This window comes from Salinibacterium sp. (genome assembly GCF_031364185.1).
Lineage (GTDB): Bacteria > Actinomycetota > Actinomycetes > Actinomycetales > Microbacteriaceae > Rhodoglobus.
In genome coordinates this window covers 45,504-59,583 of record NZ_JANLVV010000150.1, presented here as the reverse complement: position 1 = coordinate 59,583, position 14,080 = coordinate 45,504, and the positions used below count along the sequence as shown (strand labels likewise).

General features: G+C 61.7%; 12 protein-coding genes and 4 tRNA genes. 8 read left to right on the top strand and 8 right to left on the bottom strand.

Annotated elements, in window-relative coordinates; all coding sequences use genetic code 11:
* Positions 1–53 precede the first annotated feature (53 nt).
* The 3 genes from RMN95_RS06980 to RMN95_RS06970 all read right to left on the bottom strand — a co-directional run bounded on the left by RMN95_RS06980 (position 54) and on the right by RMN95_RS06970 (position 358).
* Positions 54–125 (bottom strand) — tRNA-Val (locus tag RMN95_RS06980).
* Between the two features lie 49 nt (positions 126–174).
* Positions 175–245: transfer RNA gene (locus RMN95_RS06975), tRNA-Cys, on the bottom strand.
* 41 nt (positions 246–286) lie between these two features.
* A tRNA-Gly gene (locus tag RMN95_RS06970) sits at positions 287–358 on the bottom strand.
* 102 nt (positions 359–460) lie between these two features.
* Between RMN95_RS06970 and RMN95_RS06965 the strand changes: the two genes are divergently transcribed.
* Positions 461–536, top strand: a tRNA-Val gene (locus RMN95_RS06965).
* A 56-nt stretch (positions 537–592) separates the two neighbouring features.
* Entirely contained in the window at positions 593–1,402 is an 810-nt protein-coding gene (locus RMN95_RS06960; RefSeq protein ID WP_309616216.1) for an EI24 domain-containing protein, read from the top strand.
* Here RMN95_RS06960 and RMN95_RS06955 read toward each other — a convergent pair.
* The 4 genes from RMN95_RS06955 to zapE all read right to left on the bottom strand — a co-directional run bounded on the left by RMN95_RS06955 (position 1,371) and on the right by zapE (position 5,851).
* Complete coding sequence (locus RMN95_RS06955) at positions 1,371–2,090, bottom strand: DUF2071 domain-containing protein (RefSeq protein ID WP_309616215.1); 720 nt, start codon at positions 2,088–2,090, stop codon at positions 1,371–1,373. The two genes, RMN95_RS06960 and RMN95_RS06955, sit on opposite strands and share 32 nt — an antisense overlap.
* On the bottom strand, positions 2,087–3,148 hold the full coding sequence (locus RMN95_RS06950; RefSeq protein WP_309616214.1) for an ammonium transporter: 1,062 nt from the start codon (positions 3,146–3,148) through the stop codon (positions 2,087–2,089). Before RMN95_RS06950 ends, RMN95_RS06955 begins: the two co-directional genes overlap by 4 nt.
* Positions 3,149–3,221: 73 nt before the next feature.
* Positions 3,222–4,544 carry an ammonium transporter gene (locus RMN95_RS06945; RefSeq protein ID WP_309616213.1) on the bottom strand — a complete coding sequence of 441 codons (1,323 nt, stop codon included), beginning with the start codon at positions 4,542–4,544 and terminating at the stop codon, positions 3,222–3,224.
* Positions 4,545–4,834: 290 nt separating this feature from the next.
* Complete coding sequence (gene zapE, locus RMN95_RS06940; RefSeq protein ID WP_309616212.1) at positions 4,835–5,851, bottom strand: cell division protein ZapE; 1,017 nt, start codon at positions 5,849–5,851, stop codon at positions 4,835–4,837.
* Positions 5,852–5,983: 132 nt separating this feature from the next.
* On the opposite strand from zapE, the gene RMN95_RS06935 reads away from it, so the two are divergent.
* Positions 5,984–6,916, top strand: a complete 933-nt coding sequence (locus RMN95_RS06935) for a sulfurtransferase (RefSeq protein ID WP_309616211.1) — start codon at positions 5,984–5,986, stop codon at positions 6,914–6,916.
* Entirely contained in the window at positions 6,913–7,356 is a 444-nt protein-coding gene (locus RMN95_RS06930) for a SufE family protein (RefSeq protein WP_309616210.1), read from the top strand. The genes RMN95_RS06935 and RMN95_RS06930 overlap by 4 nt, the downstream gene beginning before the upstream one ends.
* 47 nt (positions 7,357–7,403) lie before the next feature.
* Here RMN95_RS06930 and RMN95_RS06925 read toward each other — a convergent pair whose 3' ends face one another.
* Positions 7,404–8,585: an alpha/beta fold hydrolase gene (locus RMN95_RS06925; RefSeq protein ID WP_309616209.1), complete on the bottom strand. Its 1,182-nt coding sequence runs from the start codon at positions 8,583–8,585 to the stop codon at positions 7,404–7,406.
* An 80-nt stretch (positions 8,586–8,665) separates the two neighbouring features.
* Here RMN95_RS06925 and RMN95_RS06920 point away from each other — a divergent pair, with 80 nt between their 5' ends.
* The 4 genes from RMN95_RS06920 (at position 8,666) to RMN95_RS06905 (ending at position 13,945) form a co-directional block, all read left to right on the top strand.
* Complete coding sequence (locus RMN95_RS06920; RefSeq protein ID WP_309616208.1) at positions 8,666–9,262, top strand: DUF3000 domain-containing protein; 597 nt, start codon at positions 8,666–8,668, stop codon at positions 9,260–9,262.
* A gap of 97 nt (positions 9,263–9,359) precedes the next feature.
* Positions 9,360–10,541, top strand: coding sequence for an HRDC domain-containing protein (locus RMN95_RS06915; RefSeq protein WP_309616207.1), 1,182 nt, complete (start codon positions 9,360–9,362; stop codon positions 10,539–10,541).
* A gap of 74 nt (positions 10,542–10,615) precedes the next feature.
* Positions 10,616–11,812 (top strand): thiolase family protein, encoded by a 1,197-nt coding sequence (locus RMN95_RS06910; protein WP_309616206.1) that lies wholly within the window; start codon positions 10,616–10,618, stop codon positions 11,810–11,812.
* On the top strand, positions 11,813–13,945 hold the full coding sequence (locus RMN95_RS06905) for a 3-hydroxyacyl-CoA dehydrogenase NAD-binding domain-containing protein (protein WP_309616205.1): 2,133 nt from the start codon (positions 11,813–11,815) through the stop codon (positions 13,943–13,945).
* Positions 13,946–14,080: the final 135 nt, after the last annotated feature.

Below are 14,080 nucleotides of genomic sequence, written 5' to 3'. Positions count from 1 at the left end.
TTCTCCTGCTGGGAAGCACAAATGGCCCCGACAGAGTCGGGGCCATTTTTCCGTGAGCGATACTGGGATCGAACCAGCGACCTCTTCCGTGTCAGGGAAGCGCGCTACCGCTGCGCCAATCGCTCAGGTGTATTTAGTTATGGGGTGTTCAGAGGCTCTTGGCAAGCCCCTGCGAGGTGACGACGGGATTTGAACCCGTGTACACGGCTTTGCAGGCCGTTGCCTCGCCTCTCGGCCACGCCACCCTGTGCGAGAAAAATCAGCGGCCGCTGACACGTCCCACTCGAGCGGATGACGAGATTCGAACTCGCGACCCTCACCTTGGCAAGGTGATGCGCTACCACTGCGCCACATCCGCACTACCCGCATTGCTGCGTGCTAGACGACTGTATCCGAAGTCAGTGACGAGAGCCAATCGTGTGACGGGCGGGTCGCGAACCTGTGGCAGGATTGTGGTCGCGGGCGATTGGCGCAGTTGGTAGCGCGCTTCCTTCACACGGAAGAGGTCATCGGTTCGAGTCCGGTATCGCCCACCACTCCCGCGCCTCGTGCTCTGAGATCCGGCCGACTCGCGCGCCGATAGTCTGCTGTTGTGGCCACGTCAAGTCGTATGAAGGGCGTCATACGCCAGTTCCTCTCCGGTGTCGGTGTGCTCGGCCAGGGTTTCACCGTGTGGCGCACCGCCCCTGGTCTGATGGTCCTGGGGCTCGTCCCGGCCGTGATCGTGGCCGCCCTGTTTATCGTCGCGATCGTTGCACTCGGGCTGAACCTCGACGTGATTGTGCGGGCATTGACTCCGTTCGCCTCAGAATGGGACGACTCCCTCCGAGTCGCGTTTCGCTTCCTGATCGGTGTGGCCTTCGCGGTCTCTGCCGTCCTGTTCATCGTCAACACGTTCACGACCATCACCCTGATTGTCGGCCAGCCTTTTTACGAGCGCATCTGGAGACATGTGGAAACTCGGTCAGGCGGGGTCTCGGTGACGCACGAGACGGGGCTCTGGGCGGCGGCCCTTCGCGGGGTTACCGATGGGCTTCGGATGCTCGCCCCGACGGTCCTCGCGGGCGTGGCTCTCTTCGTGCTCGGGTTCATCCCCGTCGTTGGCACGATTCTTGCGGCACTCCTCGGTGCCCTCGTGGGCGGCTGGTTTCTCGCAACAGAGCTCACCGGTCCCGCGTTCGAATCGCGCGGCAAAACACTATCCGAACGCAGGCGCGCTCTGAAGACCCGCCGACCGCAGGTGGTCGGCTTCGGCCTGGCGAGCTATCTGGTATTTCTCGTTCCCCTCGGCGCGGTCGTCATGATGCCGGTCGCCGTCGCGGGCGCTGCGATCCTCAGCGGGCAAATTCTCGATGGTGACACCCATGGACCTAACGAAGGGCCTTCCCAAACCAGGTCGTAACGCCTTCGCTATACAGCACCGAATCCGGGGGCGTGTCCGCGAGTCCCGGAATGCCGGCGCGCTCGAGGAGGGTGTCCTGCAGAGAGATCACTGTGGCATCCACCAGGTTCCAGGGGGCGTGGTGGTTCGGCAGCAGGATGGTGCGGCCGAACCTGCGGGTAAACAGCCCCCAGCGGGCCGTCAGGAACTGAGCGGTCGGATCATCCGTTATCGGGGTGGACCCGGGCGTGATGCTCAGCCGCGACTCATCACGGCCGAGATGTCGCCGCGAGTGGTAATGGATGCTCCCGTCCCGCTCGGTCAGCGAGGTGCGCGCCCAGAAATACGGAATCGAAAAGGCAGCCCTGGCCGCGAGCACCGCTGCTAGCCTCGACGCTTCAAGGGAGCAGAAAACGACTCCGCGACGACCTTGCTCATCGACCCCGTATAGCCTCACATTCACCTCGGTGAAGGAGCCGAGATACGGTATCGGTGGGCTGCCAGAAAGGGTCGCACGATCAAGGTAAAAGTAGATCAACCCGACCCAACTTGATCCGTCATGCTCATCGGGTCTCACACCTACGGGCATGAGGTCGACCAGTGCAGATGCGGGTACACGCCAGTGCAGGAACGCCAGCTTCGACCAGCGCTGGCTCGCCACGGCCCTGCCCGTGAGTTCCGGCGCGGTGGGCTGGATCGGATCTATCATCGTGCCGTCCTTGTCCTCGCGCCAGAAAAGATTGTTGCACCGGTCCTCAGGATGAGCCACAACAACACAGAGACGACCGCCGAATAGCCCGCAACAATAATCGTACCGAGGATCTGATCCACGATCAGCGTGACAGATCCGGTGAACAGGAACCCCATATTGGTGGCGAGCAAGCCCAATAAGACGGTGCCGATCGCTCCCGCAACAAGGTGCGAGCCAACCACGAACCACTGTTGACGACGAGTGCTTCCGACCCGACTCAGCGTAAAAATACAGGCCGCTCCTCCCGCCAGCACTCCGGCCGCGGCCGCGGAGACGGGGGTGAACAGGGGGGCGCCCGCCGTCACCGCGACTAGCCCGCTGATAAGCCCGGCCGCAAGAGAGTTCAACGTAACCGACCTATGCCTAATGCGTTGCGAGACGAGCCATCCAACGACTCCCCCGGCGGCACCGACGACCCCGTTAGCGAGGATCGCGGCGCTCGCATCGTCCACGGCAAACTCTGCGCCGGCGAGCCATAAGAGCCATCCCGAGCACAGCCCAATGACACCGACGAGCCCGGTTGTGCGACTGATGGTTGCGGTGCGCAGTCTCGGTCCGCCACAGAGAAGCACCCCGAGGGCTGCAGCGCCGGAGGCTACGTTTACCGCCAGCGAGCCACCATGGTCAACAGGGTTTATGGTGAGCGCCCCGGCAGCACCCGAATTGGCAAAGGTGCGCGCGGCCGTCGGAACATATACCAGCAGACTCCATAAGACGCCGAACAGCAGTGTGACGGCTACGCCACCGCCGCCCGCACGGACGGCAATAGTGGCAAGGTATGACGCCACCCCGCCGAGAGCCGCCACGGGAAGAAACAGTGGACCAGCGGCATCCGGGACCAACACCGGCGCAAGAACCAGCCATGACACCACCCCGGTCGATGCACACGAGAGCGACACGACGACCGATCTAACCCACGGCGCTACCGGGAGCATGCGCGTGTCGACCACGGCGAGCGAGACGAGGATCAGGAGGATCGCCGCAACGGACCCCACCGCCACCCCCCAGCTGCCCACAAGAATCTCCCTTAACTAAGAAGGGTAAAGGGTGCCGCTCTGAAGAACGACACCCTGTACGGGGGTAGTGCCGTTACGCTTTGGCGTCGGTAAAGACGTAGCCTTCTTCTCCGTGGACGACGGTGTCGATGCCGGCAATCTCGTCCTCACTTTTAATCCGGAAACCCATCGTCTTCTCAAGGATGAAGCCAATCACGTAGGCACCGACAAACGAGAAGATCAAAACGGAGAAAGCCGCAATTGCCTGCACGAGAAGCTGAACTCCACTACCGCTGTAGATAAAGCCTGCCCCGGTGGCGAAAATGCCGAGGAACAGCGTGCCGATGAGACCGCCGACCAGGTGGATACCCACGACGTCGAGCGAGTCATCGAATCCGAGCTTGAATTTCAGGTCGATGGCCAGCGCGCACACGACCCCGGCGATGGCACCGAGCACCAGCGCCCAGCCGGGGGTAAGGAACGCGCACGCGGGCGTGATCGCTACCAGTCCCGCCACAGCACCTGATGCGGCCCCGACCGAGGTCGGCTTGCCGTCCTTGATCTTCTCAACGACAAGCCACGCCAGCAGCGCGGCGGCGGGGGCGATCAGTGTATTGACAAAGGCGACAGCGGCAAAGCCATCAGCGGCCAGTTCTGAGCCAGCATTAAAACCAAACCATCCGAACCAGAGCAGCCCGGCACCCAGAAGCACGAACGGCGGGTTGTGCGGGACGCTGATGCCCTTCGCGAAGCCCACCCGCTTGCCCAAAACCAGCGCCAGGGCCAGAGCGGCCGCACCGGCATTGATGTGCACGGCAGTTCCACCCGCGAAGTCCAGCGCCCCAACACCGAAGACGTTCTGGAGGCCGTAGGTTAACCACCCGCCATCGGAGAAGGTGGCGGCTGAGAAATCTGCCGCGTTCTCGTTCTCACCCAGAGTGAAGTTGAACACCCAACTCGCCACCGGAAAGTAGACGACGGTAGACCAGATGCCCGCAAAGATCATCCACGCTCCGAATTTCGCACGGTCCGCGATCGCCCCCGAGATCAGTGCCACGGTGATGATCGCGAACGTGGCCTGAAATGCCACGAATGCCAGATCCGGGTAGGGAAGCCCATTGTCAACGCCATTGACCGCCTGGTCGTAGGCGGCTGTGAGGCCGACATTTCCCATGTTGATGCCCAGAAAACCATCGACGCCAGAGAAACCCGGTCCGCCAGCGCCCGCGAAGGATATGGCGTAGCCGTATAGAGCCCACAGCACCCCGATCAGCCCAATGGCACCAAAGCTCATCATCATCATGCTGATGACGCTTTTGGCCTTGACCAGTCCACCGTAGAAAAAGGCCAACCCCGGAGTCATCAGGAGCACAAGTGCCGACGCGATAAGCAGGAAGGCCGTATTGCCAGAATCCATTGAGTACCTCTCATTGTTGCTGTGAAGGGTGCACCATCCGGTCTGCACCACAAGGTGTCAACGCGGGTACGGTCACAGTGTGCCGATCCGAGGTTTCGCCGGATGTGTTCACGTGTTTCTGGACTGTTACGCGACCGCGAGCCATGTAAACATCGTGTTTCGTGTGCTCGGCCTGTCGCAGGCGTGAAACGGTCTCTCAGCGCGGCGATGTGCCCGTGGATGGGTCCGACGGAACAGGCGGTGCGCGAGACCCGCCGGTGTGTCGCGGTAGGTGCTGTTGGTCTGCGCCGTCAGTCGACGCCGCTGGTCAGTGCGATCAGCCGTGATGCCGCGCGCAGGTATTTTTTCCGGTACCCCCCGGCAAGCATCTCCTCAGGAAAAACCTGATCGAGTGGGATTCCCTCAGCCACGATCAGCACCTGCGAGTCGTACAGTCTGTCGACGAAGGCAACAAATCGCAGGGCGTCAGTCTGGCTTGCGAAAATATGAACACCGGTGAGCCCGATCCCTGAAAGCCCTTCGACAATCTTGGCGTAACGGGACGGATGAACGGTGCCGAGATGCGCGAGCACATCATCAAGCCGATCGAGGGTGGTCTCACCGGCAATAGCGGCGAGGCCGGCGGCCACATCTGTCACCGTCACCGCATGCGCTTCACCATCACGACGCCGATAATCGAGGCCGTCTACCCTGACGGTGGTGAACTTCGCCGCCAGCGAGTCGATCTCACGCAAAAAATCCTGCGCCGCGAATCGCCCTTCACCCAGAGCATTGGGTGGGGTGTTGGATGTCGCGGCGATTCGTGTACCCGACGACACGAGTTCATTCAGAAGTCGTGACATGAGACGAGTGTCACCTGGGTCATCGAGTTCGAATTCATCGATACATACCAAAGATGCGCCGGTGAATAGTTTCACGGCTGGTGCGTATCCCAGGGCACCTACCAGTGCTGTGTACTCGATGAATGTGCCGAAATATTTGCGATCGGGCGCTCCGTGCCAGAGAGCGGCGAGAAGGTGGGTTTTGCCTACACCGAAGCCGCCATCGAGATAAATGCCGGGCAGGGTGGCGTTGGTTTTCCTGCGTGAGAATAGTCGTCCGCCGCCCGAATTCCAGCCGGCGACAAAGTTGCGAATCGCTGCCACAGCGCCGCCCTGCGAGGGGTAATCCCTGTCTGGGCGATACGAATCGAGAGTGGCAGTGGTGAACTGTCGCGGGGGCACAAGGTGCGCGATCATCTCGAGCCCATCGAGAGTAGGAACACGGTCGACCAGGCGACCCGGCGACCTTGGTTCTTCGGCACTCATGGATCTGCCTCGGCTTGTGTCGAAGTCTTACAACGGCGCAATCCCGCACAGCGTAGATTTGACGTTAGGGAGATGTCAGCCTAGCTGGCTCACGAGCACCTCCCGTAATCACAGCAATCACGGAGGTATCCCATGACCGTCGAGGTCGACAGCGCGACGAGATTCGCCCATTTCGCACACCCCGAACGGCTCGTGTCAGGTGAGTGGCTCGAAGCGCATCTCGGAGAACCCGGCCTCGTCGTCGTGGAATCGGATGAGGATGTGTTGCTGTATGAAACTGGACACATCGCCGGAGCGGTCAAGATCGACTGGCACACCGATCTCAACGATCCGGTCGAACGCGACTATATCGACGGCGAGCGATTTGCCTCGCTCCTGGGTTCGAAGGGAATCCGCCGGGACAGCACAGTCGTCATCTACGGGGACAAAAGCAATTGGTGGGCCGCCTACGCGCTCTGGGTCTTCAGCCTTTTCGGCCACGACGATGTTCGGCTCCTCGACGGTGGCAGGGTGAAGTGGGAGGCCGACGGACGCCGGTACACGACGGATCCAGAAAGCGCCGACACAGTCGACTATCCCGTGGTTCAGCGCGATGACTCTCGTATTCGCGCCTACAAAGACGATGTCCTCGCGCATCTCGGCAGCCCGCTGATCGACGTTCGCTCTCCGGAGGAATTTACTGGGGAACGCACGACGGCACCCGCGTATCCCGAGGAGGGTGCCCTTCGTGCGGGGCACATCCCCAGCGCGCAAAATGTCCCGTGGAGCAAGGCCGCCGCCGAGGATGGAACGTTCCGATCCTTCGACGAGCTCACGGCAATTTATCGCGATGGCGCGGGCCTGCGACCGGGAGACTCCGTGGTGGCGTACTGCCGCATCGGGGAACGCTCCAGTCATACCTGGTTCGTGCTCACACACCTCCTGGGCTTCGAGAACGTGCGCAACTATGACGGCTCGTGGACGGAATGGGGCTCGGCGGTTCGCGTACCTATCGTGCAGGGTTCGGCGCCGGGACCGGTACCGGACCACCAGGACAGGTACCGAGAAAACAGGCCGCCACAGTGACGCAGGATCAGCTCCCCGAACAACTCGCCGAGATCCGGGATGACTTCCTCGGTCTCGAGGTAAAGACTCGACTTCAACTGCTTCTCGAGTTTGCGAACGAGCTTCCCGAGCTTCCCACTCGATACTCCGATCATCCTGACCTTCTAGAACGAGTGGTGGAGTGCCAGTCCCCCGTTTTTATCTTTGTCGAAGTCGACGGCGAGCAGGCTGTACACCTTTTCGCTACGGCGCCGAGAGAGTCACCCACCACCCGCGGATTTGCCTCCATTCTTGTGCGGGGGCTGAGCGGGTTGCGTGCCTCTGAGGTGCTGGACGTGCCCGATGACTACCCGAACAGCATTGGGTTGACGGCGGCCGTCAGCCCACTCCGCATCCGAGGCATGACAGGGATGCTCGCGCGCGTGAAGCGCCAGATCCGCGATAAAACGCTGGTCGCCTAGGTGGTAGCCTCGCGGCCGCACCGTCGGTTACCCCAAGGACGACGCCCTCACGGCGCGCCCAAGCCGCTCAGCCAGCGACGTAGTGCCAGGTTCCAACGATCGGGATCGTAATTCCACAGGCGTGTATGCCGCGCTGTAGTGAACTCCTCGTACGTGACGATATCTGGCCTGGCCGCGGCGAGGGCACGGGATGCAGTTGCCGGGATCGAGCCGTCGTCTACGCTGTGCAGAAGCAGGATTGGGAGGTCGAGCTCCCGGGCGCGACTGACCATATTGAGTCGATCGAAGTCGATGGGATGCGCCTGCCCGGTGAGCGCTCTCGACCAGGCATGCGACAGCATCCACATCATCGCGAGGGTCACCGATCGAGGAAGACGCCGAGCGATTCCCTGGTAGCGCAATGCGGTGATCCAATCCACGACCGGTGAGTCGAGGACCACGCCGTGGATGTGATGCGCCACCGGGGAGCGGGTCACGATCTGCAGCACGATCGAGCCACCCATTGACCAACCCATCAGCACTATCTGCTCAGCGCCGTGCTCGACCGCATACCGCACGGCCGCTTCCACATCCTTCCATTCCCTATCACCGAGCGAGTAGCGCTGGTCAGAACTTGCTGGTGCATCCCCGTCGTTGCGATAGGACACCAGGAGAGATGTGAAACCCGCTTCCCTGAAAGCTGGCACCGCCCTGAGTGCTTCCTCACGTCGTACAGCTCGGCCGTGCACGCCTATCATCCAGCGAGTGGACGGATGCTCCGCCGGAATCAACCACGCGGGAGCCGGGCCGAGTTCCGTGTCGACAGCAACGTCGGTGTAGCCGAACCCCAGTTCGGCAGGCCCCAGAAAAAACCAGCCACCGATTCGTCCGCGACTGACTCCTCGGAGCGAACCGCGCGCAACGTCCAGCAGTTGACGCGTCACGCTCGTAGTCGAGTGAGCGACGATCTCACCAATGCGCGCGTGACCGCGATCCTGGTTGAACCACAGGCTATAGGTTCCCGGAATCAGGGAATCCAACGATGGCGATATGGTGATCGTGGTCTCATCGTGCGACAGAATGCGCAGGCTCTCGTCGCGCTTCCTCGGGGGCGTCACTACTGTCCTGGCAAATATCAGGGCGATAAGCCCACCAACTATGGCAGTTGCGGCGACTGCGCTGGCCGCTGTAATCGTCGCCCACAATGCCACTCGGCGGGCGACCGGACGCGGATGCTCGTGCCTGCTCATGCCGCTCCTGGTATGCCCGTGCCGCGTGTACCCCGGCGTGCCTCGGTTGCTAATCGTGGGACAAAGCCTAATCTTCAATCGTGCCCGACACGCTCCCTGCACCACAACCACCCCACGCTTTCGCCGCCGCCCTTGAGTCGCTGAGGGCCGCGATTTCGCGACCGGAGCTCAGTGTGGCCGAAATTCCTGCGCCGGGAAGCCTTGCGCCATGGTCCTTTGCACTTGCGGCTGACGTGACGCCAGCCCGTCACGGTACGGATTCGGAGTTAGGAACGGGGCGTTTTGTGTTGTTGTACGATCCGGAATCACCCGAGGCGTGGGGGGGTCAGTTCAGAGTCATCTGTTACGCCCAGGCGCCGCTTGAAACCGAGATGGGCATAGACCCGTTTCTCGCCGATGTGGCTTGGTCATGGCTGGTTGACGCCCTCGATGCTCGAGGCGCGAGATACACCTCGGCGAGCGGCACGGCAACGCGAATATTGTCCACCGGATTTGGAGAATTGCAGTCGCAGGGCGACGGCGCCCAGATCGAGTTACGCGCATCATGGACTCCCGAAGACCACGACCTCGCTTCTCATGTGGAAGGCTGGGGTGAGTTATTGTGCATGCTTGCCGGCCTGCCGCCGACGATCGAGGGAGTAAGTGTGTTGCCTGTACGCCGAGCTGGACGTGAATAGCACGAACGAGAGCGCCGCAGCTGGAGACGCTGCGTCCCCTACCGTCGAGCCGCAAGGGGCGTCTGAGCCCCACCAGGCCTCGCACGTCGAGGTTGGAGTGATTGACACTCACAGTGGCTACCTCGCCGCCGTCGAAGCGATCTCCGGCGGAACGGGCCCCATCGCCATCGATGCCGAGCGTGCATCCGGTTACCGCTACTCGCAGCGTGCATATCTGATTCAGATCTTCAGACGGGGCGCGGGCACTTTTCTTTTTGACCCTCCCGCTATCGGGGCCTTTACTGAACTCAACGAACTCATTGCGGGCGAAGAGTGGATCTTGCACGCCGCCAGCCAGGATCTCACCTGTCTTAGGGAGGTGGGCCTCGATCCCACACGCCTGTTCGATACCGAGTTGGCCGCGCGGCTGGCCGGACTCCCCCGCGTCGGACTCGGTGCTGTCGTCGAGGATTTGCTGGGCATCCATCTCGCGAAGGAGCACTCGGCGGCGGATTGGTCTACTCGTCCCCTGCCTCAGAGCTGGCTGGTTTACGCCGCGCTCGATGTGGAATTGTTAGTCGACCTGCGGGAGTCTCTTGCCGTCGTGCTTGAGCGCGATGGCAAGTCCGGAATTGCCGAGCAGGAGTTCGCCTCGGTGCTCACCCGCGACTTCGTGGTCGTGCGCCAGGAACCCTGGAGGCGGCTCAGCGGTGTGCACGCCATCAGGGGTGGGCGCAACCTCGCCATCGCCAGGGAACTGTGGCAGGCACGGGATGCGTTTGCACGCGAGATCGATACTGCGCCTGGAAGATTGGTTCCCGATTCTGCCCTCGTGGCCGCGGCAAGGATGGTGCCCGAATCCAAACGGGATCTCGCTGCCCTCAAAGATTTCACGGGTCGAGCGAGTCGCTCGCAGATTGACCGCTGGTGGGATGCGATCCAGGCAGGTATGGCCAGTGATGATCTCCCTGTGCTTCGTGTCGCCGGCGATGTGCTGCCACCGCCGCGCGTCTGGAGCGATAAGAACCCCGACGCTGACAAACGGTTGAAGACGGCCCGGACGCGGATCACGGAGGTGTCAACGGACCTCTCTATCCCCGTGGAAAACATGTTGACCCCCGAAATGCTGAGGCGCGTTGCGTGGACTCCCCCTGAGCCAGCCGGAAAAGACGGCATCGCCGCGAGTCTCGTGGCGCTAGGCGCGCGTGCCTGGCAGGTTGACGCAACGGCACAGGTAATTGCCGATGCCTTTGTGGAAGCCAGCCAAACACCCCAGCCGGCGTCCGAACCCGAGTCGTAGGAACAGTCAAAGGATTCCAGCCCCGAAAACGGCCAACCTACGATCGACGCAGACCTAAGGAAAGTGGAGACACCGTGGCCAAGCAAGCTGAAGTTGTATTCGTCGACGGGGTTCGAACCCCGTTTGGTCGTGCAGGCGAGAAAGGCATGTACTGGAATACCAGGGCCGATGATCTCGTCGTGAAGGCGATGATCGGGCTGATTGAGCGCAACCCATCCATCCCGAAGGATCGTTTCGACGAGGTTGCGATAGCGGCCACGACCCAGCAGGGCGACCAGGGTCTGACTATCGGCCGCACCGCCGCCTTGCTGGCGGGGCTGCCGAAGTCGGTTCCGGGCTTCGCAATCGACCGTATGTGTGCGGGCGCCATGACGTCGGTCACCGCCATCGCCGGGGGGATCGCCTTCGGGGCATACGACATCGGTATCGCCGGCGGGGTGGAGCACATGGGTCGTCATCCGATGGGATTCGGGGCAGACCCTAACCCCCGGTTCCTTTCGGAAAAACTGGTCAGCGGTGAAGCGCTGAACATGGGCAACACCGCGGAGCGAATCCACGATCGTTTCCCGCACCTCACGAAAGAGCGCGCCGACCGATTCGCCCTGGCCAGCCAGCAGAAGGCATTTGCCGCCTACGAGAACGGGAAGCTGCAGCCAGACCTGGTGCCGGTCGCTACGAAAAGTGGCGCCGGATGGGGGCTTGCCACCCGCGATGAGGCATTGCGCCCCGAGACCACCCTCGAGGGGCTTGCTGCCCTGCGTACACCGTTTCGGCCGCACGGACGAGTCACAGCGGGTAACTCCTCTGGTCTGAATGACGGTGCGACAGCGAGCATCATCGCCAGTGCCGACGCTGCCAAAGAGTTCGGACTGAAGCCGAAAATGCGAATGGTCAGCTTCGCTTTCGCTGGTGTCGAGCCCGAGATTATGGGAATCGGGCCGGTGCCATCCACAGAAAAGGCACTGCGCAAGGCCGGGCTGAGCATCGCGGACATTGGACTGTTTGAGCTGAACGAAGCATTCGCTGTCCAGGTGCTCTCCTTACTCGATCATTTTGGAATCGCCGATGACGACCCGAGGGTCAACCAGTGGGGAGGCGCCATCGCCATGGGTCATCCCCTGGCATCATCCGGTGTTCGACTCATGATTCAACTTGCCGCCCAGTTTGCTGAGCATCCTGAGGTCCGCTACGGCCTGACGGCCATGTGCGTCGGACTCGGGCAGGGTGGATCAGTCATCTGGGAGAACCCGAACTACAAGGGGAAGAAATAGATGACCATCACGGCCGACACGTTCACGAAGATTGCCTCGCTCGACCCGGACGAGGTGGTGACGAACTCCTACGTACGTGACATCCCCATCTCTGACGGCAGGATTCTCGCACTGCTCACACTTGATAATGGCAAGGACCACACCCGGCCGAACACCCTCGGCCCAAAGACTCTGGTCGAATTCGCGCGCGTGCTCGACGAGCAGACGGCTCGCGCTGCCGCCGGGGAGATTCACGGACTTGCTGTCATCGGCAAGCCGTTTATCTTTGCTGCGGGCGCCGACCTCTCGAAGGTGGGCGAGCTGCCCGATCGCGAGACCGGCAAGCAAATGGCGCAGCTCGGCCATTGGTCCCTCGGTAAGCTCAGCGAACTCGGTGTGCCTTCGTTCACCTTCATCAATGGGCTGGCCCTGGGCGGTGGCGTCGAGATTCCGCTCAATTCGACCTACCGCACCATCGATAGCTCGGTGCCCGCTCTCGCGCTGCCCGAAGTGTTCCTGGGCATCATCCCGGGCTGGGGTGGCGCCTGGTTGCTCCCGAACCTCATCGGAATCGAGAATGCACTCGAGGTGGTGATTTCCAATCCCCTCAAGAGCAACCGGATGCTCAAGGGCCCCCAGGCGTTCGAGCTCGGAATTGCGGATGCCATGTTTGGGCCAGCTAACTTCATCGAAGATTCAATCCGTTGGGCCGACGGCGTGATCGCCGGCACAACCAAGGTCACACGCCCACATGAACCTGGCAAGATCGAGCGGGCCGTCAAGTGGGATATCGCCATCGGGATGGCACGGAAGACGTTGGAAAGTCGAATCGGCCTGGTCGCGCATTCGCCCTATCGAGCCCTCGAACTGCTAAAGGCCGCAAAGAACACGGACAAGAAGACCGGGTTCGCGGCCGAAGATGATGCTCTCGCGGACCTGATTTCGGGAGATCAGTTCCATGCCAGCATCTATGCGTTCAACCTCGTGCAGAAGCGCGCAAAGCGACCTGCGGGCGCCCCGGATAAGGCTCTTGCTCGCAAGGTGTCCAAGGTCGGAGTTATCGGCGCGGGTCTGATGGCACGCCAATTCGCCCTGCTTTTCGTGCGCCGACTGCAGGTGCCGGTGGTGATCACCGACCTGGACCAGGGCGCGACAGATGCTGGAGTCGCCGCTATTCACGCGGAGATTCACGCCCTGCTGGAGAAGGGTCGCATCTCGACCGACGAATCGCATCGCCTGACCGCGCTGGTAACCGGAACCACGGATAAGTCCGACTTCGCCGATTGTGATTGGGTGATTGAGGCAATTTACGAGGAACTGGAAGCGAAGCAGAATGTCTTCGCCGAGATAGAGAAATATATCTCCCCTGAGGCTATTCTCGCGACCAACACTTCATCGCTTTCTGTCGAGCAGATCGGGGCCAAACTTGAACACCAGGAGCGACTGGTAGGTTTCCACTTCTTCAATCCAGTGGCGGTTATGCCTCTGATCGAGGTCGTGAGGACACCACACACCAACGACGAGTCACTTTCTACCGCCATGGTTACGGCGGCCAGCCTTCGCAAGAACGCGGTGATCACCAGGGACACTCCGGGCTTTGTCGTCAACCGCATCCTGGCCAAGGTACTCGGCGAAGCAATGCACGCCGTCGATACCGGAACTCCATTCGAGGTGGTGGAAGAATCCACTCGGCCCTTCGGCCTGCCGATGACCCCGTTCGAACTGCTCGAACTCGTCGGCCTCAAGGTAGGCGCTCACGTGCTTGATACACACCACAAGGCCTTTCCGGACCGGTTCTTCGAAAGCGAGAACCTCCACAAACTGGCAGAACTCGGGCACATCTTCGAGCGCGATTCTAAGGGCAGGGTCAAGGGCATCGATAAGGCTGCGTTGAAGATCGTCAAGGGGGGCACGTCACCTATGACTGCGGCCGAGCTCCAGGTGCGCATCGAGGACGGCCTGGCCGACGAGATTCATCGCATGCTCGAAGACGACGTAGTGACTGCTGCCCAAGACATCGATCTCTGCCTGATCCTTGGTGCGGGATACCCGTTCCAGATGGGCGGTGCCACCCCATATCTCGATCGGGTGGGAGCCTCGGAGCGAACGTTCGGCGGCACGTTCCACACGCCCATGATCGTGGGCGTCCGATAGAAATAGCGTCAGAACGGGCCCGCCGCACCGTCGGCGGGCCCGTTTCTTAGCCCACAACTGCGTGCTGGGCAGCGACATACCCTCTTTGCGGTCCCCCGCCGACGCGCTATCACCGCTGTGTTCCTGGATGGTTGG